This is a genomic window from Chryseobacterium sp. S0630 (assembly GCF_024158915.1).
Classification (GTDB): domain Bacteria; phylum Bacteroidota; class Bacteroidia; order Flavobacteriales; family Weeksellaceae; genus Chryseobacterium.
The window spans coordinates 1-22,193 of record NZ_JAMZGF010000079.1 but is presented as its reverse complement, the minus strand read 5'-3'; the positions used below and the strand labels follow the sequence as shown (position 1 = coordinate 22,193).

Annotated in this window: 22 protein-coding genes and 1 tRNA gene; 14 read left to right on the top strand and 9 right to left on the bottom strand. The window is 34.4% G+C overall.

Annotated features, from left to right (window positions below; translation table 11 throughout):
- The first annotated feature begins 327 nt into the window (after positions 1-327).
- From NK356_RS22295 to NK356_RS22270, 6 genes are all read left to right on the top strand, one after another.
- Entirely contained in the window at positions 328-1,530 is a 1,203-nt protein-coding gene (locus NK356_RS22295) for an O-antigen ligase (protein ID WP_034692081.1), read from the top strand.
- Positions 1,520-2,437, top strand: coding sequence for a glycosyltransferase (locus tag NK356_RS22290; protein ID WP_253318088.1), 918 nt, complete (start codon positions 1,520-1,522; stop codon positions 2,435-2,437). Before NK356_RS22295 ends, NK356_RS22290 begins: the two co-directional genes overlap by 11 nt.
- On the top strand, positions 2,421-3,521 hold the full coding sequence (locus NK356_RS22285; RefSeq protein WP_034692083.1) for a hypothetical protein: 1,101 nt from the start codon (positions 2,421-2,423) through the stop codon (positions 3,519-3,521). Before NK356_RS22290 ends, NK356_RS22285 begins: the two co-directional genes overlap by 17 nt.
- A complete protein-coding gene (locus NK356_RS22280; RefSeq protein ID WP_253318087.1) occupies positions 3,521-4,654 on the top strand; it encodes a glycosyltransferase in 1,134 nt (377 codons plus the stop codon). Before NK356_RS22285 ends, NK356_RS22280 begins: the two co-directional genes overlap by 1 nt.
- A complete protein-coding gene (locus NK356_RS22275; RefSeq protein ID WP_034692085.1) occupies positions 4,654-5,841 on the top strand; it encodes a glycosyltransferase family 4 protein in 1,188 nt (395 codons plus the stop codon). Before NK356_RS22280 ends, NK356_RS22275 begins: the two co-directional genes overlap by 1 nt.
- 291 nt (positions 5,842-6,132) lie before the next feature.
- Positions 6,133-6,206, top strand: a tRNA-Asp gene (locus NK356_RS22270).
- Between the two features lie 416 nt (positions 6,207-6,622).
- On the opposite strand, the gene NK356_RS22265 is transcribed toward NK356_RS22270, so the two are convergent.
- Entirely contained in the window at positions 6,623-6,811 is a 189-nt protein-coding gene (locus NK356_RS22265; protein ID WP_156106363.1) for a hypothetical protein, read from the bottom strand.
- Between NK356_RS22265 and NK356_RS22260 the strand changes: the two genes are divergently transcribed.
- From NK356_RS22260 to NK356_RS22250, 3 genes are all read left to right on the top strand, one after another.
- The gene (locus NK356_RS22260) at positions 6,810-7,097 is read left to right on the top strand and encodes a hypothetical protein (protein ID WP_034692087.1); all 288 of its coding nucleotides are present in this window, start codon (positions 6,810-6,812) and stop codon (positions 7,095-7,097) included. The two genes, NK356_RS22265 and NK356_RS22260, sit on opposite strands and share 2 nt — an antisense overlap.
- Positions 7,098-7,107: 10 nt before the next feature.
- Positions 7,108-7,947, top strand: a complete 840-nt coding sequence (locus NK356_RS22255; protein WP_051934188.1) for a hypothetical protein — start codon at positions 7,108-7,110, stop codon at positions 7,945-7,947.
- A 185-nt stretch (positions 7,948-8,132) separates the two neighbouring features.
- Positions 8,133-9,173: a L,D-transpeptidase gene (locus NK356_RS22250; RefSeq protein ID WP_051934209.1), complete on the top strand. Its 1,041-nt coding sequence runs from the start codon at positions 8,133-8,135 to the stop codon at positions 9,171-9,173.
- Here NK356_RS22250 and NK356_RS22245 read toward each other — a convergent pair.
- The 3 genes from NK356_RS22245 to NK356_RS22235 all read right to left on the bottom strand — a co-directional run bounded on the left by NK356_RS22245 (position 9,166) and on the right by NK356_RS22235 (position 11,776).
- Entirely contained in the window at positions 9,166-9,693 is a 528-nt protein-coding gene (locus NK356_RS22245; RefSeq protein ID WP_034692088.1) for a hypothetical protein, read from the bottom strand. The genes NK356_RS22250 and NK356_RS22245 overlap by 8 nt on opposite strands.
- A 4-nt stretch (positions 9,694-9,697) precedes the next feature.
- Positions 9,698-11,017, bottom strand: a complete 1,320-nt coding sequence (locus tag NK356_RS22240; RefSeq protein WP_034692089.1) for a PDZ domain-containing protein — start codon at positions 11,015-11,017, stop codon at positions 9,698-9,700.
- 120 nt (positions 11,018-11,137) lie between these two features.
- Positions 11,138-11,776: an alpha/beta hydrolase gene (locus tag NK356_RS22235; RefSeq protein ID WP_253318086.1), complete on the bottom strand. Its 639-nt coding sequence runs from the start codon at positions 11,774-11,776 to the stop codon at positions 11,138-11,140.
- A 245-nt stretch (positions 11,777-12,021) separates the two neighbouring features.
- Between NK356_RS22235 and NK356_RS22230 the strand changes: the two genes are divergently transcribed.
- Positions 12,022-12,453, top strand: coding sequence for a hypothetical protein (locus NK356_RS22230; protein WP_228432265.1), 432 nt, complete (start codon positions 12,022-12,024; stop codon positions 12,451-12,453).
- Positions 12,454-12,498: 45 nt separating this feature from the next.
- Here NK356_RS22230 and NK356_RS22225 read toward each other — a convergent pair whose 3' ends face one another.
- Both NK356_RS22225 and NK356_RS22220 read right to left on the bottom strand, forming a co-directional pair.
- Positions 12,499-13,137: a response regulator transcription factor gene (locus NK356_RS22225; protein WP_034692092.1), complete on the bottom strand. Its 639-nt coding sequence runs from the start codon at positions 13,135-13,137 to the stop codon at positions 12,499-12,501.
- Positions 13,127-15,100, bottom strand: a complete 1,974-nt coding sequence (locus NK356_RS22220; protein ID WP_253318085.1) for a sensor histidine kinase — start codon at positions 15,098-15,100, stop codon at positions 13,127-13,129. The genes NK356_RS22225 and NK356_RS22220 overlap by 11 nt, the downstream gene beginning before the upstream one ends.
- 200 nt (positions 15,101-15,300) lie before the next feature.
- Between NK356_RS22220 and NK356_RS22215 the strand changes: the two genes are divergently transcribed.
- Positions 15,301-15,717: a hypothetical protein gene (locus tag NK356_RS22215; RefSeq protein WP_253318084.1), complete on the top strand. Its 417-nt coding sequence runs from the start codon at positions 15,301-15,303 to the stop codon at positions 15,715-15,717.
- A gap of 72 nt (positions 15,718-15,789) precedes the next feature.
- Here NK356_RS22215 and tyrS read toward each other — a convergent pair whose 3' ends face one another.
- Positions 15,790-17,085 (bottom strand): tyrosine--tRNA ligase, encoded by a 1,296-nt coding sequence (gene tyrS / locus NK356_RS22210; RefSeq protein ID WP_253318083.1) that lies wholly within the window; start codon positions 17,083-17,085, stop codon positions 15,790-15,792.
- A 205-nt stretch (positions 17,086-17,290) separates the two neighbouring features.
- On the opposite strand from tyrS, the gene NK356_RS22205 reads away from it, so the two are divergent.
- A complete protein-coding gene (locus NK356_RS22205) occupies positions 17,291-17,851 on the top strand; it encodes an RNA polymerase sigma factor (RefSeq protein WP_034692096.1) in 561 nt (186 codons plus the stop codon).
- Between the two features lie 109 nt (positions 17,852-17,960).
- Here the strand turns inward: NK356_RS22205 and NK356_RS22200 are convergent, their stop codons facing one another.
- The gene (locus tag NK356_RS22200) at positions 17,961-18,593 is read right to left on the bottom strand and encodes a hypothetical protein (protein ID WP_253318082.1); all 633 of its coding nucleotides are present in this window, start codon (positions 18,591-18,593) and stop codon (positions 17,961-17,963) included.
- Positions 18,594-18,709: 116 nt separating this feature from the next.
- Here NK356_RS22200 and lipA point away from each other — a divergent pair, with 116 nt between their 5' ends.
- Positions 18,710-19,576, top strand: a complete 867-nt coding sequence (lipA, locus tag NK356_RS22195) for a lipoyl synthase (protein WP_034692098.1) — start codon at positions 18,710-18,712, stop codon at positions 19,574-19,576.
- 225 nt (positions 19,577-19,801) lie between these two features.
- Here lipA and NK356_RS22190 read toward each other — a convergent pair whose 3' ends face one another.
- The gene (locus NK356_RS22190) at positions 19,802-20,695 is read right to left on the bottom strand and encodes an AraC family transcriptional regulator (protein ID WP_034692099.1); all 894 of its coding nucleotides are present in this window, start codon (positions 20,693-20,695) and stop codon (positions 19,802-19,804) included.
- Positions 20,696-20,879: 184 nt separating this feature from the next.
- On the opposite strand from NK356_RS22190, the gene NK356_RS22185 reads away from it, so the two are divergent.
- Positions 20,880-22,082 (top strand): MFS transporter, encoded by a 1,203-nt coding sequence (locus tag NK356_RS22185; protein WP_081906367.1) that lies wholly within the window; start codon positions 20,880-20,882, stop codon positions 22,080-22,082.
- The last annotated feature ends 111 nt before the right edge of the window (positions 22,083-22,193 follow it).

The window sequence follows — 22,193 nt, the reverse complement described above, 5'->3', positions numbered from 1 at the left end:
CTTATTTTTGAGAAAAGGCTCAGATTATAAAATCTAAGCCCTGACTTTTTAACTTACACACTTTACGGGATAGTGTCTAATAAATAGACATCACTATTATTTTAGTTTGCTATTCATTTTTTTACATAAGAGTAATATGAAAAAAGATGAAATTATGGATCTCTTAAATACTATTAGTACCAAAAACTTTTTTGTTTTTACAAGGCAGTATGATTCTTTTATTGTGAAATATATTAAAAGAAAGCTATTTCCTTCCCAATCGATTTTTATTTATAAGAATTGGACTTTTATTTTCCTTCTGATAAGGTTGGATAATTTGATTAATAGATGAATTACTTAAAGAAAAATATAACCCCAATATTAATCATTTCACAAATATTTGGTTTATACGGTGGTATGCTACAGGCACCGAGACTTCTTGCTATTTTATTTTTACCATTACTGATACAGGATTTAAATAAAAAGCTTATTAAAGGGAAAGAGTATTTATTGTTTTTCTTTTCTTTTATTATGTATTGTGTATTGTCAATGTTATTTTTAACATTTAATAATGACCAATCATTAAAAGAGTTTGCATATGCGCTGATAAATTTTATCATTTTCGTTGAAATAGTAAATTTTAGCAAGTATATAAGTCTAAATAAACTGATAAATGGCTGGGTTATATTTGTATTACTAAGTATTCCAATTGCAATTATAGAAATTAATTTCAATTTACACTTTTCTAATTCAAAGTTTGGAGATGATACGGTATTAGGAGGTGTGGGAACTCTTAGAAAATATGCAGCTATTACTTTTGGAAATTATAATTTGTATAATCACCTTTTGGCGATTTCATTTCCTTTTATTTTAGCTAAACTTAAATTTATTTCAAGCAAATTATTTAAAATAGTTTATATCCTTTTTATTTTAGCTATTGTTTGGGTTGTATTAACCAATGCAAGTCGTGGTACTATGCTGTGCTTATTAATATCTACTATTATATATATTATTTTTTATTCCAGCAAGTCAATCAGCAAAACCATTATGTACACATTCATTTCAATAATAGCATCTGTTGCAGGGTATATATATGTAATGAATAATGCATCATTTTCTTATTTAAAGACAAGAATAGAACAAAAAGGACTGGAAGACAATTCTAGAAAGGAAATGATTAACATCGGTATCGACATGTTTGTGGACTCAAAATTTTTGGGTGTAGGAGCTGGAAACTTTTCTGATACAGCTAGTAAAATGACAAATAATCCTATCCTGGTACCCCATAATTTATTTATAGAATTACTCTCTCAATATGGGATTGTTGTCTTCTTTACATTTCTTTTATTGTTATTTAAAATTTTTAATCCAAAAAGGGTTTTTAAAAAGCGTGAAATTCCGAACTATATTTTATTAGGATCATTACTGGTAATGCCATTAGCATTTACAATTAATAGTGTTTATTTAAATAATCCGTACATGTGGATTTGGCTGGCAAGTCTTTATTGTATATCATCATTTTATAAAACAACGGCTAAAAATGTTAATTGATTATATAGATAGAAAATATTCATCGTTAAGAAAAATTTCTAGAGCTCAGTCTTTAGCAAGATTTTCTATAAGAAAGTTTTCAAATTTTGTCTTCCCGATATATCTTAAAAATACTATAAAAGAAGTAGTACTACCCGAAAAATTGTCGGAAAATATTATCGTGTCACTTACAACATTTCCAGGAAGGATATCCAAATTATGGATGGTTGTAGAGTGTATGTTACGACAAAGTCTGCTGCCAAACAAAATTGTATTGTATCTGGCAAAAGATCAATTTCCGAATGAGTTGAAAGATATACCGGATAATCTGATGGGTTATCATAAAAAGAAACAATTGGAAATAAGATTTGTAGATGAAGATCTAAGGTCTCATAAAAAGTATTACTATGCCTTTAAGGAATATCAAAACGACGTTATCATAACGATAGATGATGATATTTTTTATCCATCGAATATCATTAAAGACTTAATGGATTTACATGCAAAATTTCCTGATGCAATTTGTTGTCATAGAGCCCATAAAATCGTAAGAAATGATGATAATACAATAAGTAAATATTCCAACTGGAAAAAAGTTTTTGGAAATTTTGGACCGGCATTTGATCTATTTCACACAAGTGGGGGAGGAACTTTGTATAAGACTAATTTTTTTAGTGAAGAAGTTTTAAACAAAGATGCTTTTGTCAGCTTATGTTTTATGGCAGACGATGTCTGGCTGAATACGATGGCTCAGTTGAATAAGACAAAGACCGTGAAATCCAATTATTTTTCAAATTTAATTCCCATTGAAAATAAAAATTCCCTCTTTAAGCTAAGCCAGGAAAACGTGGCAGATGGAGGTAATGATAAGCAGTTACAGAATCTGATTCAAAATTATAATATTAATAATTATGAAATATTTAAGTGATTTTATAAAGCTTAGTGCGTTATTATTATTTAGCTTTTCTTTTGCTCAGCAAAACAGAGTAAGCAGATATAATGCAGATATGCAGGCATCCAAAAGTTATGGTTTGCAGAAAATGGAAATGTCATCAAAGAGTAAAAATACTTACGATTTCATGGCATTAGGATATTTTATCAATGCAAATAACAATATGTATCTTAAAACAAAAGATAAAAAATATATTGATACTAATATTTCTGTCATAAAACCAATCCTGATTGATACCAATTCAAATACCTCATACCAAAAAAATGGCTGGGTGATGAATGTAGCAAAAGGAAATCAGAATGCAGCAGTGAACGGACAGGAACATTTAATTTCAGAGGGATATTTTTTCAGATACATCGGTGAGTTTTTGGATATTCTAGCCAAGAATAAATTATATACGAATTATCAGCCGGCGATAGAAAGTGGTTTAAAATACTCCTTCGATAAATGGAAAGCCAGAAGTTTTAGCCAATATGGAGATTATTCATTATTGTTTCATCAAAGGCTTCATACAGGAGCAAACTGGGCAGTTGTTGCACTCTATCTGATGAAGTATGACGAATCTGATAAAAATTCATATGCCTTATTTGTAAATCAGTTTGATCAGCAGCTGAAAAAAGCGTTGGTTTTAAACAAGAGCGCAGGTAGCGTTTTGTATTACACGTGGAACAGTACATATCCTGATACTTTTTGTAAGGCGTTACAGAAAATTAAGAATTATAAACCGGTTGTACAGGATGTATCACATGGAAATCATGTCGTATTATATTTAATAAAGGCAAGAGAATTGGGAAATGCCAATTGGGCTGACTTTAATTTCAGTTACCTATGCAATACCTTAAAACTTAAGATTCTGAAAGGAGACAGTATTGCCGATAATGTAGATGGTACTACAGATCCAAGTGTGCAGAATACAGGTTGGAAAATATCGGATGGCTGGATGAAACTTATCTATTTTGATACAAGTTTATATCCTTTAGTCGAAAAAAACCTTACAAATTATAGTAATAAAATTAACAACTCTTCTTTAGAGCTGCAGTTTAATTCAATTTATCCATAATGATACTCCACATTACAAACGATTACTCAGGATCTACAGTGTATAAAAATTTAGTGAGAGAGCTGGATAATAACGGGCTAGAGCAGATTGTATATAATCCATTCCGAGAATCTTCCAGAATAGGGAAAAATAAAATAGATTTTAAAACTACCCGCTCTCAGATTATCTACAGTCATATTTTATCAAAATATGCAGATCGGGTTTTGTATAAGAAAAAAATTAAAAAAATAGTACAAGACATTGAAGCAAAAATAGACCTCAAGACTGTCAAATTTATTCATGCTCACACATGGTATAGCGATGGCGGAGTGGCCTATGAACTTCATAAAAAATATAATATTCCATACATATTAGCCGTGCGCAATACGGATCTTAATGTGTTTTTGAAGTATTTTCTGCACGAAAGAGGCTACGGACAAAAAATACTTCAGAATGCAAATAAGATCATAGCCATTTCTGCAGTCTATAAAAAAAGAATGCTTGAAGATCCACGCCTGTCTCATATCATGAGCGATGTACAGCAAAAACTAATGGTGATTCCAAATGGTGTAGACCCTTTCTGGATAGAATCAAAGGTTGTGAACAGGAAAATTGTTGAGAATGAAAAAAGCATTCAGATGCTTTATATAGGGAAATTCAATAAGGGCAAAAATGTCTTTAACCTCATTAGTGCTGTTAAGAATCATAATCACAAAATTCAGAATAAAATAAAATTAACACTGATTGGAGGAGGAGGAAATGACGAGAAAAGAATCCTGGATTCTATTGAAAACGATCATTCCTTTGAGTTTGTAGGAAAAGTAGACAGTCTGCCTGTTCTAAAATCCTATTACGAACGAAGTGACTTCTTTACAATGCCTTCCAAAGCAGAAACCTTTGGCTTGGTCTATATAGAAGCGCTTCTGCAAGGCTTACCGGTGATGTACACGCAAAATGAAGGGATCGACGGTTTTTATGATGATTCTATTGGAGAAAAAGTGGAAGACACTTCTGTTTCTGCTATCGAACGAGGACTTGAACGATTAATACAAAAACGAGATCACTATAGTTTTGATATGGAACAATTGTTAGAAAATCATGACTGGAAGAGAATAGCTGAAGTATATCAAAAATTATATATAGAAAAAAAATAATGAATATATTATACATCCACCAATATTTCGTAACTCCTCAGGAGCCAGGAGGAACAAGATCGTACTGGCTGGCACAAGAACTTATTAAAAATGGGCATAAAGTTACCATGCTCACTTCATCATCCAAATTTTCAGAGGATGTTAAAGTTGTAGAAATTGATGGTATTGAAGTCGTTTATATAAAGGAAGACTACGACCAGAATATGAGTGTTTCAAGAAGGTTAAAGGCTTTCTTGAAATTTATGTACAAATCATCTGTGCTAGGATTGAAACAGAAAGATATCGATTTGGTAATTGCTACATCTACTCCTCTTACAATAGGTATTCCGGCACTTATATTAAAGTGGTTTAAAAAGAAACCTTTTGTTTTTGAAGTAAGGGATCTCTGGCCGGAGGTGCCAATACAGATGGGAGCCATAAAAAACAGTTGGACAATAAAAACGACCCGTCTGCTGGAAAAAGTGATTTATAAAAATGCTTCCCGTGTTATTGCACTTTCTCCCGGTATGCAGGCTGGAGTGGTAAAATATATTCCAAAAGAAAAAACATCCATGATTCCTAATATGGCTAAAATGGATGAATTCTGGCCTAGGGGGAAAAATGATCAACTGATGGAAAAGCTTGACTTAAAAAAAGATTCCTTCAAAATAGTTCACTTTGGTTCTCTGGGATTGGCAAATGGGGCTCATACAATTGTTGAATCTGCCAAATTATTAAACAATAGAGAAGATATAGAATTTTTGTTTGTAGGAGGAGGTTCTACTGAAAAAGATTTGGTAGATGAAGTAGAGAAAAACAACCTTAAAAATGTGAAATTTCTCGGAAAATTCCCTATGACTGACGTATCCGAGATTGTCAATTTTTCGGATGTTTCGATGATTTCCTTTTTGGATATCCCGATTTTGTATACCAACTCTCCAAACAAGCTTTTCGATTCGCTGTCTGCAGGAAAACCGATTATTGTAAACTCTGCCGGATGGACGAAAGATATAGCCGAAAAATACCATTGCGGATATTATGTAAACCCAAACCGTCCGGAAGAACTTGTACAAAAAGTACTCTATCTGAAAGACAATCCTGAATTGGTAAAGGAAATGGGACAGAATGCAAGGGAATTGGCTGAAACAGTTTATGACAAATCCATTTTGTGTAAAAAATTTGTTGAAGTTATCGAGCAAACAGAATAAATGATCAAAAGAAAGAATCTATTGTATTTATAAATCATAGATAAAGGGTCATCTTAGAATTTAAAGTAACAAGAATGTTGATTTTGTGTGTGTTTTTATAATCGACTTTCTTAAATTTTCTAAGTAAAAGTGGGCAAAAGGGTATTAAGTGCAGCTATATATTAAAATTTTTATATTTGACAATCTGTATCTTAACAATAGCTTTGAAAGAAAAGAAATACGTTTCTTTGGAAAAGTTAAAAAAAGCTATATATTTGCACCAGTTAAAAAGCAAATGCTACCTTAAAAATTGATCCGGTAGTTCAGCTGGTTAGAATGCCGCCCTGTCACGGCGGAGGTCGCGGGTTCGAGTCCCGTCCGGATCGCAAAAAGTCTTCTAGAAATAGAAGACTTTTTTATTTTCCCTTATTGATAAACAGGTGGGAAATAATAGCCGATTCTTATAAGAAGTAATGTACTGACAGGTTTTTCAGTGATTTTTCAGTTCTGTATTTTGAATGGTTATTGTTATTTTAGCGAATAAGCATAAGCTGAGATGTCAAAAGGAAAATTTATTTTATTCTCAATACTTAAAACGTGGCTAATCTCCACACTGCTTTCTTTTGTGCTTTTAATCTTGTTTTTAAGTCTTACAAAAGAAGTAGGAGATAGGCCGAGGAATTGTGATATGAGTGGATTAGTCTATGGGTTTACCATTTTCTGGATATCATTTCTGAGCATATTATCTTTAAGCAGCTTCCTTTCTCTCTTACAAAAATTTCATGGTAAAATACAAACAGCTTTATGTTGGTTTCTGCTGCCTTTTACAGCTTCTGTTTTTTCCTTTTTCACGATCACTGATGGAAAGATTGACGGTGAAGAAACGATCGTTTTTTTGATTATGAATCTGCCGTGGCTGGCTTTTTGGATATTGTATTATTACAGATTCAATATCCGTTTCAACATAACCAACCACTGATCGTATATTCATGAAAAAACAATTTCAAAACTGGACCCTCTTTTTTATTACAGGTATCATAGCTATGATTGCCGGATTGATTGCAGCCATCGTTATGATGAATGGGCCATCCGCACCTGATGCCTTATTCGGAATGTATCTCCTGTTTAGTTTAGTTCCTTTATTGCTGGTGATTATTATAGATCGTATTCTCGTATGGAAATTCGGGAATAAAAACGTAAATAAAGTTCAGTTTTCAATACTGTTGCTTATTGTTTTTTTATGGATTGTAAGATTTGTACTCAACCTTTTTATCTAATCTAAACCTTATGAAAAAACTGTTTTTATTCTGTTTTATAATTTTTTCTGTGGTGATCTCTGCACAGCCATTCATTCTAAAATCAGTAGGAGAAGCAAAAGAGTTTAGGTTGACACTTTATTACGGAACTCAGGGAAAAGGAGCTTTTGTACAATATTCAGGGAAGAAAGAAATTATTCCTTTACATATTAAAAGTTTTAAAGTAGATGACAGTGGAAGAAGTGACGGACAGCCGGATATTAATTATTACGTCTGGAATGAAATAATTGATGGGAATGTCACCGGAATATATACGTTCGAAATGATGCATCATACTGCTTCGAACATCACTTATACCAGAGCAAAAGACAACAGAAAGTTTAAGATGGAAATGATTGAGGACGAAAAAAAATATGACGGAAGCAATACATATCTTCTGAATGATGCTCTCCTTACCTTTAACCATTTTTATAATAATCATTTCATCATTACTTATCCCGATGGAAAAAAGACAGCCATAGAACTTCAGTCTCCCGATAAACCTTCTTTTGCAAGACAGAGTATTATTGAAGACTATAATTTTGACGGTTATGATGATATTGCATTTTCTGTTCCCGATGACGGAATGGGTGTTTACAGAATGTTTGAGATTTATCTGTATAATCTACAAAGCAAACGTTTTGAAAAGCTTAAAGAACCGGATTTTTCCCACTCAAGCTGTTCATGTTTATGTGATGTCACAGTAGAAAAAGATAAAAAGCTTTTAACAACAGGATGCAGAGGGGGAGCAAGATGGCATCAGGATGTTTACCGCTTTGGTAAAAACGGGACTTTAGAATGGATTTCTACAAAAGAAAATACGGATGAATAATGCTTTTTTTTAATATCTGAGAATACCTTTAAAATCTATGTTTTTTTTGAAATTGTAAACTATAACTCCTCATTTACAGTGATAAAGCCTCCGTTTTTTTACGGTATTTTTAAGAATGTCTTTTAGGATTCAAATTTAGGTCTGATATTTGTACTGGGTAGCCAAACTAAATGGCCGATTTATTTATGAAAAACATATCTGTGAAAAAATCCTTTTTTTATATCTGTTTATGTGCTTTTTTTCTGGTTTCCTGTAAAAAGGAAATAGAAAAAATAAGTGATACCTTTAAAGATACTGTTTCTTCTTCGGAAGTTCCGGAGGTAGAAAAGGATTCTGTAAAGAAAGATTCTGTTCCTGTCGTTAAAAAAGAATCTGTTCCACCTGTTATGCAGGAGAATGGCTTTTATAATGCCTTTGTTCTTCCAAAAGATAAAAAAATGCGTGATTCTATTTACGCAGAATTCAGCAAGAAATATAGTGTAGAAGAAAGAACAGCTATTTTAGCTTTAAACAGATTGGATTCTAAAAGTAAATGGAATGCCGACACCTTGGTAGTTCCTGCGAAAATAGATACCACACTGATGGCCTATTCACCGTTTCCAATGCAACTGGATGTATTAAGCGGAGTGAAAAAGTTTGTCATTTTCTCATATCCCATACAGGCCTTTGCTGTATACTCTAATGGAAGTCTTATAAAATGGGGCCCAACAAGTATGGGTAAAAAAGCAGCCCAGACCACAAGAGGGCTTACTTTTGCCAACTGGAAAAAGAAACTGGCTATTTCCACCGTGAGCAGCGAATGGAAACTTCCTTACAATTTTAATATCCACAATATAGGAGGAATCGGATGGCATGAATATACGCTTCCCGGATATCCTGCTTCGCACTCATGTTTACGATTGCTGAGAAAAGATGCCCAATGGCTGTATTCCTATGCAGATACCTGGATTTTGAATCCCGGTGGAGCTACTACTAAAGCCAGAGGTACAGCAGTAATGGTATTCGGAGATTATAAATGGGGAGGAAGAAAACCATGGAGAAATCTTTTGGATGATCCTAATGCCAACAATATTTCCGTTGAAGAATTGACGAAACTTTTAGAACCAGATGTTCCGAAAATGCTAAAAGAACAAAGCAACAGAGAAAAAGTGTCCGATTCGATCAAAGCAGCAAAAGCAGCAGCTCCTGTTCAAAATGAAAAGCCTGTAGAACCTCTGTCTAATTAATTTTCTTTTCAAATTGTAATGTAGATTCTTCAGCAAACTTTCTCAATTTAAGCATTTCCTCTTTACCTTTATGTTGCCCGAATCTGGCAGCAATATAAGTAAGAAGAATAAATAATAACATAATAAAAGAAGCGCTCAGTGCCCAAGGGTATTCGGCGCTTTTTATTTGCTTTTCTACGTAATACATTGTGAAAAAGGTCATCCAAAGAATAGAAAAAGAAAAATACAGGAACATAAAGAATGTCCACACTGCAGAACTCGGACCAAATACTCCGCGTATTGCCGTATGTTCATCCTCCATTTCCACCCGTAAGGCAAGGCGGGGTTTCCAGTAATTATCATATTCTGTTTTCACCCAAATGGTGGCAACTTCTTTATTAATATTACCCGAAAACTCATCTTTATGCTCTTCCATATATTTTTTCAGATTTTCAGCATACTCTTCCTTGGTAAGATGAGTAAACATTTTAAATCGGGGTCTGGTTCTTATTCTGTCTAAAGTGGTTTCTTCGGTATTCATATTGTTATTCTTGATAAGGAATGGGGTCTTCCAAAGCGAAACTTAATGTAAGTTTTTGATTTTTTCTTTGAATGACCATGGTAATATTTCTGCCTTCATTGGATTTCATAAGCTCTACTATTTTTTCCAGAGTCATGTCTGAGGTCTGAGCTCCATTAATGGTTAAAATTTTGTCATCCTTTTGCAGACCAGCTTCATAAGCGGGAGAATCTTTTCTTACACCGGCAATAGAAAATATAGGTTTTAAACTGAATTTATACTGAAAAGCGTCTTTATAAACCTCTGTTGCTACCATCGCCGATTTCTGGGTTTCAATTTTTACCTTATCTTCCTGCCACTCCAGTCCATCCTGTTTGAAATCAAGCCCACTCATATTAAAATGAAAAGGATCATCAAAGTATCTGTTTTTTTTCAAATAAAGCTTTTTATTGGGGTAATCAAAGACTACAGTAAATCTACGCATAATTTCGCTGCCTATTGAGCCTTTTCTGTTTTCTACCATATTAACATGTTGTATGGAGAATTCATCCGGCATTGCAGTAAGTGGTTTTTCAAACTTAAATTTTCCAAGATAGAAATTATGAATACGGCTTCTTTTTCCATAGATATCTCCGTTGAAACCACGGCCAAGGAAATCGTCAATATTAGGTCTGTTATAAACAAAGTTCTTAATAAGAGTAGGAAAGAGCCAGATGGCATCACTGTTTCCAAGATCAATCAACAATTTTGAGTCCTTTTTTTCATTTGTCATTTCTATGCCACCATAAAGATAGGGCTTATCTTTCTCAATGGTGATAGGGAACTCTTCAAACCTTTTGATTTTCTTTTGCAGACCATCTTCATTTTCATACACGGTTATTTTTTTAGAATTATAATCTATATAAATAGGGTGGTCTTTGAAAAAATGATATCCTATAACTCCGTTCACAGGAATTCCTACGTGGGGCGAAATGTTAAATTCCTCATCGATAATGATATAAAGAGACATAGAGGTATTGACAATTTCATTCCCAATTTTACCTATATTCCGCTCAGATTTCAAGCCATCAATACTGAGACTGCCTCCAAGACCTGAAAATTTTACTTTTTCAACGTTGCTTAGCGTGAGTTCCTTATTTTCCAGACTAAAAAGAATGGTTTCAGAAACTCCCGTATCCAGAAGAAAGGTGAGTTCAGCACCATTAACATTGATTGGAATAAAGATAAGATTGTTGATAAACTGAAAAGGAATAACTGCTTTTTTAGTATTGATCAGCTCAAAAGTATTTTGAGCATTTACAAAAATGCTTAGAAATAATCCCAGTAAAAGCAATTTAAATTTCATTTACTGAATTTACTGAATTTATCTATATGATAATAAAAAAACATTCCAAAAGCTGGAATGTTTATATAAGTTACAATGAAGTAGTGTTTTTTATTGAATTTATTTCAAAATAGGTTTTATTTATTTTGAAAAGAAGTCCATCAAATCCATATAGTTCTTCTGATTGACACCGTGTCCGCTCATATATTCTCTGAACGTGAAGTAACAGCTAAGATCATAAAGAAGATCTGCTGCTTTTCTTCCCCATTCAAGTGGGATCACAGCATCATCCGTACCATGAGAAATGAAGAAACGAAGTCCTTCCAGTTTTTTCTTATCTTTTACAATACTGTCCAGAATTTTATCTTCAGGATAACTGCTCATACAGGCAACACGATTGAAAAGCTCAGGATGTTTTAAAGCCAAAGCATAACACAATATTCCTCCCTGGCTGAAGCCACAAAGGTGAGCTTTGCTCTCCGTAAGTCCATAGTGGTTGATAATCTTTAGCATACTTTCCAGAACTGCATGTAAAGATTCATTGGCCTGTGGAACATCGATGAAATTTTCGGGATCATTAAAATTGATATCATACCATGAATATCCTTCAAATTGGGTATCACGTGGAGCTCTGAAACTTACAATGATCCAGTCATTGGGAAGAGTTTCTCTAAAACTGAAAAGATCCTGTTCATTGCTGCCATATCCATGAAGCATAAAAAGAATAGGAGTTTGGGAAGTAATATTTTCCGGCTCTCTTACTAGATAATCTAAATTCATACAGCAAAGATAATTAAATTACCTACAGAATCTTAACTTTTATTATTCATACAATGAACTTCTGTTGCATGATGATTTATGTGTAATGATTAATTATTTGGAGTATATTTTTGAATTTTTCCGGGGCTTTCTGTTTTTATTGATTTGATATTATTTGGAAATCTTTATTGGAAATTTTTCATAAAAGTTATTTTTATATTAATAAAAAACTTATATTTGAAACATTAAAAAATCTATTTGGAGAAATGAAGCAATTTTACAATTCAAAAAGTTTACTTAGACTTTCTTTTTTATTCGTTTTATTATTTTCTGTAATCACCGTTGTTAATTCTTGTAAAAAAGATGACGATGAAGAATTTCAGGATCATGTGGTTCAATTCGAAGTGAAGACCACTGCCGGAGGAAACATTATAAGTGTTGTAACACAGGTAGGTACAGCTCAGAATACCATATACAATACTCCGCAGTCTCCTGTAACTTCACCGTGGACAAGTGGAGAATTCTTTGTGAATTCCAGCCAGGCACAGCTGAATCTTGATGCTAACGCGTCAATGCCGGATGATAATTCTGAATTGACAATCAATCTTTACATTGATGGTGAGATAGCAAGAACAGTGAAGAAGAAAGGTAAAGGGGTATTGGTTGCTTCTATTGATTATAGCTTCTTAGAACCTTAAATTACTTTAACAATATAAAAAAAACCGCTTTGAAAGCGGTTTTTTTTATTCTTCAATCATATGTTGCTGTACAGCGAGGTTGATCAATTCTGTTGAGTTTTTTGCTTGAAATTTCTGTAGCAGATTCTTGCGATGAGTGTCTACGGTAAGAGGACTTAAAAACAGTTCTTCAGCAATTACATTACTTGTTTTCCCCTGTGCTACCATCTGTAGAATTTGTTTTTCCCTTTTTGTCAGTCTGGGAACAGGAAGATTATTCTGAGACGGAAGACTGATAATCTGTTTGGTTTCATTGCAGAAAACAATATCTCCCGAAAGTGCCCCTCTGATACTTATCACAAGATCATCAATAGAGGTGTTTTTGAGAAGATAACCGCTTGCTCCGTTTTGTATAGACTGCATAATAATGCTTCGTTCTGAACGGTTACTGAACATTATTACAGAGGTGCTTGGCGATATTTTTTTGATTTCTCTGCAGAGTTCTGTTCCGTTGGAATCTGGGAGCGTAATATCCAGAAGAACAATATCTACCATTTCAGACCGGATAAAACTCAGTGTTTCTGCACCGGATGCAAAGCTTCCTGCTACATGAAAGAAAGGCTGGCTTTTCAGCATCATTCTCAGTCCCTCAATGACAATAGGGTGGTCGTCTACAATGACGATATTTATTTTCTCATTCTCCATGGATGTTGAGTTCTATATTAATGGCTGTTCCTTGATCATCAGAATTGATTTCCATTTTTCCTTTCAGGTAGTTGACCCTGTTTTTCAGATTACGAAGTCCCAGACTTTTAGTGGTGTTTTCTATATGTTTATCAAATCCTTTTCCGTTATCTTCAATCGTGATCAGAAAATTTTCGCCGGATTGGGAGCATTGAAGAAGAATACTGCTGGCTTCGGCATGTTTTACAGCATTGGCCAATAACTCCTGCACAATTCTGTAGATATTAAGCTGGATATTTAAAGGTAATTTTTTGTCAATATCAATAGCCTGAAAATCAATTTCAAGATTTTTTCTGGTGTAAAATTCACACAGGTCGAGTAGAGCAGTTTCCAAACCAAAATTAAGCAATGATTCAGGCATTAAATTTCTGGCAACATGTCTAAGCTCACTTACAGAGCTGTCCAGCTGACCCAGTATCTTATAAAATTCCTGATCTTTTTCAGGGTTTAAATGACTGGAAGACCACGTAGAAAAGTTGATCTTTACGCCGGCAAGCATTCCACCAAGACCATCATGAAGATCCCTTGCAATACGTTCTCTTTCTCTTTCTTCCCCATCAAGAATGGCTTTGGTTAATGATAGTTCTTCCTTTTGCTTTATTTCATTGAGTTTCTGTTTACTTATTTTTTTATTTTTTCTGAAAATAATAAACAGAAAGATCAGAAGACTTAACGCCAGCAATAAAACAAGTCCCATTCCCCATAAATAAGAGTTTTTCTTGTTGACTTCCAGGTCTTTTTGATTCTTCTCAGCATTTAAAGTTGCTATTTTTCTTTCTTTTTCGGCAGTATTGAATTTAGATTCCAGTTTGTTGATTTCAATTTTTACATTCTCCGTATTAAGGCTATCATTTAGCTTAGAATATTTCTGTTCCCATACAAGAGCTTCTTTGGTATCTCCCAATTCTTCATTGAGTAAAGAGAGTTGTTTGTAAAAGGTTTTTCTGTTATTAAGATCAATGGCCAGAGATTTTTCTGTTAAAACATTCTCCAAAGTAGTTTTAGCCTCCTTATATCTTTTAAGCTTCTTTAAAATATCATACTTGTTGAAATAAAACATTTGAGCCAGAAGATTCTGATTGTACTTTCTGGTATAGAAAATTCCTTTTTCTATCACAGGAAGGGCTTCTTCATTTTTTTGACGGGTAATATACAACAGGGTTTTACTGTAATAATAAAAAGCATTGGATGAAGATTCCGGATAACCTTTGATGAGTTTTTCAGCTTTATTTAAAAACTTTTCAGCTTCATCTCCATTGGCCTGGTAACAGAAATTGTTGGCAGAATTAAGATAGGTAAAAAATAATTCTGCAGAATTCGGATAGTTTTTTTCAAGAATTTCCAGGGCTTTTTTATTGTATTCTTCAGCTTTTTTAAACTGAGCATTATATGTAAGAATAACCGCAAGCTGAGTATATAGGAAACCCAGATTCCTGCTGTTTTCATATTTTTTAACCAGTGGGATGCTTTTTTCAAGCATTATCTTGACCAAAGGAATATAGCCCTCTTTATCCTTTTGTGAAACTCCGTAGCTGTACCAGGCAAGAGCCTGAAAGAAATCGGACTCTTCATTTTTGAATTTCGATAAAGACCGAATAGCCTGCTGATAGGAAACTGCAGCTTTCTTTTTATTCCTGTCCAGATTATATTGTCCTTCGTAATAATAATATTTTGCTGAAATAAATGGATTGTTTTGAGCCAGTCTTTTTCCGTTGGAAAGATACTTCTTACTCAAAGCAGAATCACTGTTCCTGTAATAATTGGATAAAAGGAAAGAGGCCGTTGCTTTTGAAGTATCCGGATGGTTATCCTTTGTAATACTTTGTAAACTATCTATATAAGCTTTCTCATTAAGCGGAATGATTTGTTGGGATTGTAAAGCAAAAGACAAAAATAGACTTAACAGGACAAGTAATCTCTTCATTATGGATCAATTCTGTAAAATGTTTTTTAAAACGTTCAATTTAATTAAAAATTTTAGCATAAAAAATACCTGAATTTAGGTAGAAAAAATTACTGGTTTTTCAGGATTGATAGACGTAGGGGATGCTCATAGCTTTGCAAATATCAAATCATGAATCATAGAATATTCAATATAGTAACTAAAATTTAAACAAAAAGATTATGAAAAAAATGAAAATGAATCAGCTGTTAAGAGGAGCATTGGTTGCAGCAATAGCAGCAATGTTTATTGGATTTACAGCGTCATGCAGTAAAGATAACGACGACAATGTGAATGGAGCAGGAAAAAGTCATAAATTGGTTTTTAAAGCAATCGCTTCTTCAGGTAGTAATATTGATGTAGCGGTTTACGGAATTGATGGTAACCCTACCACAGCATCAAGTTTGAGTGGAACAACATGGTCCAGCCCGGAAGTGACATCAGAACCAGGAGCATATAGCGCTAATGTTGCAGTAAATGCTGTCGGACCCAATGCTTCAGCAACGTTGAAGGTTCAGATCTGGGTAGACGGAGAACTTAAGAAAGAAGGAACTTCCAGTGGACAGTATTTGTCAGCTTCTACAAGCTATACATTTTAATATTAAATTTTTTTAGGACATAAAACGGGCGCTGAGATGGATCTCAGCGCCCGTTTTTATATGTATCTTATACTAGTTTGCTCTTACAATAAAGTAGCTTTTTTTACCTTTTTGTAATAATAAGAACTTACCATCAATAAGGTCAGTTTCATTAGCTGTAAAAGTATCATTTACTTTTTGCTTGTTGACAGAGATTGAATTTCCTTTAATCTCTCTTTGAGCTTCACTCTTAGATTTTAAGAATCCTGATTTTTCAGAAAGAAGATCAATAATATTCACTCCTAAAACATCAGCTTTTGCAATTTCTTTCTGAGGAACTCCATCGAAAACTTCAAGGAATGTTTCTTCATCAAGACTTACAAGATCTTCAGCAGTAGAACGGCCGAAAAGAATTTCAGAAGCTTTCAGAGCTTTTTCATACTCTTCTCTTCCATGTACCCAAACTGTTACTTCTTCCGCAATTTTCTTCTGTAACTTTCTTTCGTGTGCTGCCGTTTTGTGCTCTTCAATTAAAGCATCAATCTCTTCTTTTCCTAAGAAAGTATAGAACTTAATGAATCTCTCAGCATCTTCATCAGTAGCATTCAGCCAGAACTGGTAGAATTTGTAAGGAGAAGTTTTCTTTTTATCCAGCCAATAATTTTCTCCGCTTTCAGACTTCCCGAATTTGGAGCCGTCTGCTTTGGTAATTAGAGGAACTGTTAATGCAAAAGCTTCACCCTGCGCTTTTCTACGGATCAATTCTGTACCTGTAGTGATATTTCCCCACTGGTCAGAACCTCCCATCTGTAGCTTTACATTATTGTTTTGGTATAAGTGAAGGAAATCATATCCCTGGATTAGCTGGTATGTAAATTCTGTAAAACTCATTCCGTCTGCACCCGATTCTCCTGAGAATCTTTTCTTCACAGAATCTTTAGCCATCATATAGTTGACCGTGATATTTTTCCCAACATTTTTAGCAAAATCAAGGAAAGAAATATTCTTCATCCAGTCGTAGTTGTTCACCAGCTCAGCTTTGTTAGGCTCGTTTCCTTCAAAATTTAAGAATTTTGAAAGCTGATTTTTTAAACAGTCTACATAGTGTAAAAGAGTTTCTTCATCCAAAAGATTTCTTTCAGCAGATTTTCCGGACGGGTCACCAATCATTCCTGTTGCACCTCCCACCAATGCAATTGGCTTATGGCCATGAAGCTGGAAGTGAGCTAAAATTTTTATCTGAATAAGACTTCCGATATGTAAAGAATCGGCAGTAGGATCAAAACCAATATATGCAGTAGTTACCTCTTTATTCAGTTGTTCATCGGTTCCTGGCATCATATCGGCAAACAGACCACGCCATTTAAGTTCTTCTATAAAGGAATTCATTGATTTTTAACTTTAAAATTTTAAGATGCAAAGATAGTAAATTCATAAGTATTAAGGGTAAAAGCGAAACAGCAAAAAATGTAGGGGAAATAAAGTCACAGATCATGAAAACCTTTTGGATGTTAACCTTAAGAATTGAACAAGTTCAGACTTTTGCCCTTTTACTCCTTTGTTTTTCACCCCAAATAATCTATATTTGTTATTAATGAACGACGAACAGCTATTCCTGCTCATCCAGAAGGCCAAAGATAAAGATCAGAAGGCCCAGACTAAACTCATTAATATTTTTTGGGTGGATGTTTTCTCTTTTGTCATGAAAAAGGTAAGAGATGAAAATGATGCGGATGAAATTACCGTCAATGTTTTCTCAAAAGTACTGTCTAAACTGGATATGTTTGATCCTCATTTTCAGTTTAAAACCTGGATATTGACCATTGCCCAGAATACCGTTATTGATTTCTGGAGAAAGAAGAATCGTGATAACGAAGACGCTGTTGAAAACCTTGATGAGGTCAAAAACCAATATGCAAAATCTCCCGAAGAACTTCTGATTTCCGAAGAAGAACAAAAGAAAATCATTAAAACAATAGAATCGCTGGATGCCAACTATCAGGATATTATCAAGCTGAGATTTTTTGAAGAAAAAAGCATCAAAGAAATTGCTGAAGAGCTGGGGATCTCCGTTGCCAACACCAAAGTAAGGGTCATGCGTGCCAAAAAAGTCTTAGCCGAACTGTTGAAGAATAATGAGTTTGATGATCATTAAACTCAATAATTCAATAAATCCTATTCAATAGAAACGGGCTTTAGCCCGTTTACTAAAAATATAAATCCAGAATGGGCTTTAGCCCAAACTTACATCCCATAGCTTTTATTTAAAAATAAACCTCTTCTTTTGTTTTTGGAAGAATTATTTTTTGCTGCTTTTCCTGATTTCTGTTCTGCAGATTAATTTTCAGCCCTTTTTTTATATAAGTTTCTTTTAAAGACTTACCATATTCAGCAGTATTTTCTACTTCTTTTGAATAGTTCAGTTGCCCTGTTGAAAGATTAAAATCTATATCTTTCCAGTAATCCCCAGGTCTTCCTGAAGTGGAGGATGTTCCTATAAGTTCAAAATGTCCGTTCTGAAATCTATACTTGTCTGTAACATCCCATTTCCAGCTGCTTCCACCGTTTTGAGAAATGATCAGAAGTCCTTTTTCTATTTTCGTTTCTCTGTAAGGATCGCCCATCATGCCTCCGCCATTGCTTTCCATAACAGCATTTCTGGATTTTTCAAGGATGGTCCATGCTCCGCCTGCCTTTTTCAGAATCTGAATTTCACGGATGTTTCCCATATCTGTGGTGTCCTTTGTATTGTAAATAATTACTTTTTCAGGAATTTTATCCCCATCAAGATCTCCGTCTACCGTTTCAATGATAGTAGAACCCGAAGGCTGAAACTGTTTTTGGGCAAGACAAAATGTTCCGCATACTGCGAATAAAAGGAAGAATATTTTTTTCATAAGAATATTTTGAAGAGATAAATATACAAATGAAATTTCGAATTATAAGTTTCATCAATATATCCGGTTGATGGTTTCCATTAAAAAATCCTTAACTTTGAACTTCAATTTTAGAAATGGAAAATTCAGTTCAAGACACTACCGTTCAAAAACCAAAATGGATCCGCGTAAAACTTCCTACCGGAAAGAATTACAGAGAGCTGAGAACTTTGGTTGATAAATATAAATTAAATACCATTTGCCAAAGCGGAAGCTGCCCGAACATGGGAGAATGTTGGGGTGAAGGTACAGCTACTTTCATGATTTTAGGAAATATCTGTACAAGAAGCTGTGGATTCTGTGGGGTAAAAACAGGAAAACCACTTGATGTAAACTGGGACGAACCTGAAAAAGTAGCAAGATCCATCAAATTAATGAAGATCAAACATGCCGTTCTTACTTCTGTAGACCGTGATGATCTGAAAGATATGGGTTCTATTCTTTGGGGAGAAACAGTGAATGCTGTCAGAAGAATTTCTCCGGGAACAACAATGGAAACTTTGATTCCGGATTTCCAGGGACTTACTAAACACCTTGACAGATTAGTAGATGTAGCGCCTGAAGTGATCTCTCACAACATGGAAACCGTAAAACGTCTGACCAGAGAAGTAAGAATTCAGGCAAAATATGAAAGAAGCCTTGAAGTATTAAGATACCTGAAAGAAGCCGGACAAAGAAGAACCAAAACAGGGGTAATGCTTGGTTTAGGTGAAACTAAAGATGAGGTTTTCCAGACGATCGAAGATATCAGAAATGCCAATGTAGATGTGATTACACTAGGACAATATCTGCAGCCGACTAAAAAACATCTTCCGGTAAAGAAATTTATCACTCCTGAAGAATTTGATGAATTCGGAGATTTTGCAAGAAGTTTAGGTTTCAGACACGTTGAAAGTTCTCCTCTTGTAAGAAGTTCTTACCACGCAGAAAAACATATTCACTAAAAATACAAACCGTTCAGCAATGAACGGTTTTTTGTTTTTTTCAGGTAGCAGGGAATAGGTAACAGATTATAGGTGATAGGTTGCAGGGATCAGCTGTTAGGGATTAGCTAATGAATGTGGCAATCTTTACAATAACTGCTGCCATCATTCCCATCCTTTGGAGGGGTGGCAAAAATTCAAAGAATTTTTGACGGGGTGGTTCATAAAACACGCACCAAAATCTACTTAACAAGTCGTATCCTTCTTAATCACTCCAATCCTCCCATTAATTTCAATCGGTCTGAAATGTTTCTTCTTGAATTCAGAAGGTGTTTCTCCCGTATGCTGTTTGAACAGTTTATTAAAATAAGAAAGACTTTCAAACCCCACCTGAAAACAAACTTCTGTCACAGACTGATCTTTCAGCAGGAATATTTTAGCCTGATTAATCCTATAATTATTGACAAAATCAGTAAACGTCATATTTGTCTGTTTCTTAAAATATCTGCAGAAAGCAGGAGTACTAAGGCTTACCACTTTTGCTACCTCATTTACATTGGGTTTCCTGTCGTAATTTTCGTGGATATAATCATAAATAGTTCCCATTCTGATTTTATCATTCAAAAACCATTTGATTCTGGTATCATCTTTATTAAGTTCTTTTACTTCAGTAGAATCGGCCAGGATTTGTAGTATTTCAATTAATCCAACCAAAGATTCAAAAGAGTTTTTATCTTTAATAATCTGTAGTTTTTCAACAACAGTATTTTTGGTTTCTCCGGAGAATGAGAGTCCGAGATAGGAACGTTCTAAAAGGATTTTAATATTTTCAAATTCAGGAACAGGAAGGATGATATCCTGAAGGAAACTTTCCCGCATTTGCAATACAAGCTGCTTGCATTCGGTCTGAATCCCATAATCAAAATTAAGATGGGGAACATTGGAACCAATCAGCAAAAGATCACTGTCTGTAAAACCGGAAATATTCTTCCCAACATGACGGATTCCATTCACCGCTTCTACATATACCAGTTCAATTTCCGGATGATAATGCCAGAAAAAACAATTTTTCAGAGAAGGAGCAAATAGCTTAAACGATTTCCCTTTTTCAAACTCAATAATTTCTTTCTGGATCTTCATTTTGTTCTTATTTGATTGTTTCTGAAATTAAAATTAAACAAAAAGGTTAATATGGAGCAAATTTTTATCATTCAAAGAGGTGTGAAATTCAAACTTTCTTTCGATTTTTGCACTTTCAAAATAAAGATACTCAGCGAGTCCTTTAATTTGAACAGAATTAATTCAGAAAAAAGATTTAGATACAATGAAGATTGATAAAAGAATAATACCACTGGCTATCGGTGGTTTAGGGATAGGAACAACGGAATTTACCGTCATGGGACTGTTGCCGGATATTGCAAAAACATTACAGATCACCATTCCTCAAGCCGGACATTTAATTTCTGCTTATGCCATGGGAGTGGTTATCGGAGCTCCAATTCTGATTGGATATTCCGTAAAATTTCCACCGAAAAAAGTTTTGATGGCTTTTATGATCCTTTTTACATTATTTAATGGGCTTTCTGCTATTGCTCCCGGGTACAACAGTATGCTGGTTATCCGTTTTATGTCCGGACTTCCGCATGGAGCGTTCTTCGGTGTGGGAACAGTGGTAGCTTCAAGAATGGCCGGAAAAGGAAAAGAAGCTTTTTATATATCGATGATGTTTACAGGGCTCACGGTTGCCAATCTGGCAATGGTCCCTCTGGTCACCTATATTGGGCACACCTTCCACTGGAGATTTTACTTTGCTATAGTAGCAGTGATTGGGCTTTTTGCCATCTTATTTTTAAAACTATGGCTTCCGGCAATGGAGTCCAATCAGAATACCCATTTCATGGAAGAGCTGAAATTCCTTAAAAATAAACAATCGTGGCTGGTATTGGCTATTACAGCGATAGGGTTTGGAGGATTGTTCACCTGGTTGAGCTATATTACCCCTTTAATGACTGTTGTTGCAGGAATCAAAAGTAGTCAAATGGCTTATGTAATGGTTCTTGCCGGAGCAGGAATGGTGGTTGGAAACCTGGTTGGAGGTATTGTTTCAGATAAATTAGGCCCGGAAAAAACCTGTGCATTGCTGATTTTCCTGATGATGATTTCTCTTGGAGGGGTTTTCTTCCTTGCAGAGTATAAAAATATAGCCCTGGTATTGACATTCATGTGTGGGGCTTTATCCATGTCTATTGCTTCACCCATCAATATTATGATGATGAAAGCTGCCCCGAAAAGTGAAATGATGGCCGCCGCTTTTATGCAGGCTGGTTTTAATATTGCCAATGCAATGGGAGCTTTCCTTGGTGGAATTCCCTTAGAATACGGCTACTCATTCAATTATCCATCACTGGTAGGAGTGGGGATGACTTTTATTGGAGTGGTTATCAGTGTAAGATATATGTATCTGTACGGTTCAAAAACTCAAAATGAGGAAGAAGTGGCTGCTGAATGCGTATCATGTGATAAATAAAAAATGTAATTAATTTATATTTAAACATAAAAAAGAGAAGCCGTCTCACAACTGAGGCGGTTTTTCTTGTTAAAAAGTAAATAATTTTTATATATTTTGATTTGTTTTTTT

What these genes read in the sequence shown, in the direction of transcription:
- NK356_RS22295 (WP_034692081.1), top strand. Translation starts at nt 328, where the DNA reads ATGAATTACTTAAAGAAAAATATAACCCCAATATTAATCATTTCACAA.
- NK356_RS22290 (WP_253318088.1), top strand. Translation starts at nt 1,520, where the DNA reads ATGTTAATTGATTATATAGATAGAAAATATTCATCGTTAAGAAAAATT.
- NK356_RS22285 (WP_034692083.1), top strand. Translation starts at nt 2,421, where the DNA reads ATGAAATATTTAAGTGATTTTATAAAGCTTAGTGCGTTATTATTATTT.
- NK356_RS22280 (WP_253318087.1), top strand. Translation starts at nt 3,521, where the DNA reads ATGATACTCCACATTACAAACGATTACTCAGGATCTACAGTGTATAAA.
- NK356_RS22275 (WP_034692085.1), top strand. Translation starts at nt 4,654, where the DNA reads ATGAATATATTATACATCCACCAATATTTCGTAACTCCTCAGGAGCCA.
- NK356_RS22260 (WP_034692087.1), top strand. Translation starts at nt 6,810, where the DNA reads ATGAAAAAACAATTTCAAAACTGGACCCTCTTTTTTATTACAGGTATC.
- NK356_RS22265 (WP_156106363.1), bottom strand. Translation starts at nt 6,811, where the DNA reads ATGAATATACGATCAGTGGTTGGTTATGTTGAAACGGATATTGAATCT.
- NK356_RS22255 (WP_051934188.1), top strand. Translation starts at nt 7,108, where the DNA reads ATGAAAAAACTGTTTTTATTCTGTTTTATAATTTTTTCTGTGGTGATC.
- NK356_RS22250 (WP_051934209.1), top strand. Translation starts at nt 8,133, where the DNA reads ATGAAAAACATATCTGTGAAAAAATCCTTTTTTTATATCTGTTTATGT.
- NK356_RS22245 (WP_034692088.1), bottom strand. Translation starts at nt 9,693, where the DNA reads ATGAATACCGAAGAAACCACTTTAGACAGAATAAGAACCAGACCCCGA.
- NK356_RS22240 (WP_034692089.1), bottom strand. Translation starts at nt 11,017, where the DNA reads ATGAAATTTAAATTGCTTTTACTGGGATTATTTCTAAGCATTTTTGTA.
- NK356_RS22235 (WP_253318086.1), bottom strand. Translation starts at nt 11,776, where the DNA reads ATGAATTTAGATTATCTAGTAAGAGAGCCGGAAAATATTACTTCCCAA.
- NK356_RS22230 (WP_228432265.1), top strand. Translation starts at nt 12,022, where the DNA reads ATGAAGCAATTTTACAATTCAAAAAGTTTACTTAGACTTTCTTTTTTA.
- NK356_RS22225 (WP_034692092.1), bottom strand. Translation starts at nt 13,137, where the DNA reads ATGGAGAATGAGAAAATAAATATCGTCATTGTAGACGACCACCCTATT.
- NK356_RS22220 (WP_253318085.1), bottom strand. Translation starts at nt 15,100, where the DNA reads ATGAAGAGATTACTTGTCCTGTTAAGTCTATTTTTGTCTTTTGCTTTA.
- NK356_RS22215 (WP_253318084.1), top strand. Translation starts at nt 15,301, where the DNA reads ATGAAAAAAATGAAAATGAATCAGCTGTTAAGAGGAGCATTGGTTGCA.
- tyrS (WP_253318083.1), bottom strand. Translation starts at nt 17,085, where the DNA reads ATGAATTCCTTTATAGAAGAACTTAAATGGCGTGGTCTGTTTGCCGAT.
- NK356_RS22205 (WP_034692096.1), top strand. Translation starts at nt 17,291, where the DNA reads ATGAACGACGAACAGCTATTCCTGCTCATCCAGAAGGCCAAAGATAAA.
- NK356_RS22200 (WP_253318082.1), bottom strand. Translation starts at nt 18,593, where the DNA reads ATGAAAAAAATATTCTTCCTTTTATTCGCAGTATGCGGAACATTTTGT.
- lipA (WP_034692098.1), top strand. Translation starts at nt 18,710, where the DNA reads ATGGAAAATTCAGTTCAAGACACTACCGTTCAAAAACCAAAATGGATC.
- NK356_RS22190 (WP_034692099.1), bottom strand. Translation starts at nt 20,695, where the DNA reads ATGAAGATCCAGAAAGAAATTATTGAGTTTGAAAAAGGGAAATCGTTT.
- NK356_RS22185 (WP_081906367.1), top strand. Translation starts at nt 20,880, where the DNA reads ATGAAGATTGATAAAAGAATAATACCACTGGCTATCGGTGGTTTAGGG.